At 63.4% G+C, this 870-nt stretch carries 1 protein-coding gene and 1 pseudogene; both read left to right on the forward strand.

Translation table 11 applies throughout. The features are described from left to right. Positions 1–174: 174 nt before the first annotated feature. Entirely contained in the window at positions 175–528 is a 354-nt protein-coding gene (gene tnpB / locus M3A49_RS42335; RefSeq protein ID WP_133188200.1) for an IS66 family insertion sequence element accessory protein TnpB, read from the forward strand. Between the two features lie 99 nt (positions 529–627). Next, a pseudogene (locus M3A49_RS42340) lies at positions 628–870 on the forward strand (IS66 family transposase); the annotation flags it as partial.

Consider the following 870-nt stretch of genomic DNA (forward strand, 5'->3'; position numbering starts at 1 on the left):
GCAGCCAGAACCTGATGCACCGGCGGCGCCGATGCGGAGCCACGCGCCACAGCGATCACCGCTGCCCTCGCGCCTGGTGGCGCAGCTGCCCAACGGGGTGAGCCTTGAACTCGAGTGCACCGGGCAGGATTGCGCGCTGCTCAAGACGATGATTGACGCGTTGAGGGGGAGCTGATGTTCCGCTTCGACGACGACCTGAAAGTCTACCTGTACCGCGAGCCGATTGACTTCCGCGCCGGCATCAATACCCTTGCTGCCCTGGTCGCGGAGTCAATGCAGCTGGACCCGCTCGCCCGTGCCGTGTATGCGTTCCACAACCGCAAACGCGATCGCGTCAAGCTCCTGCTGTACGAGCGCACCGGTTTCTGGCTGATGTTGCGCCGGCTTGAAGAAGACCATTTCGTGTGGCCCAGGCGGCATCAGGAGGTGATCGAGCTGACAACGCAGCAGCTTCACTGGTTGCTCGACGGCATCGACATCGACGCGCTTCGCCGCCACCCGGTGCGTCGTTACCAGCACGCCAGCTAGCCCGCCCGGCAAGGCACGTCGCGCGTAAACAACGGCGGCTGCGACTTTTACAAATTGACGTAAACCTACGGCGCGCCGCGCTCCGCTATCCTGGAGCGCATGAATCCTCCTGATCTCAAGCACATACCCAAGGTCGTCAAGGGCTATATCCGCGATCTCGAAGAGCGCGCGACGCAGGATATTGCCCAGCGCGACGCACAGATCGAGGAGCTGAACCAGCGCATCGAGCAGCTCGAGGAACAGATCCGGCTGCTGCAGGCAGAGCGCTTCGCACCGCAGAGCGAGAAACGCAAGGATCGCGTGTTCGACGAGGCCGAGCAGATCGCCCAGACCGCCCCCTCC

This window comes from Paraburkholderia sp. CNPSo 3076 (assembly GCF_026343935.1).
Lineage (GTDB): Bacteria > Pseudomonadota > Gammaproteobacteria > Burkholderiales > Burkholderiaceae > Paraburkholderia > Paraburkholderia nodosa.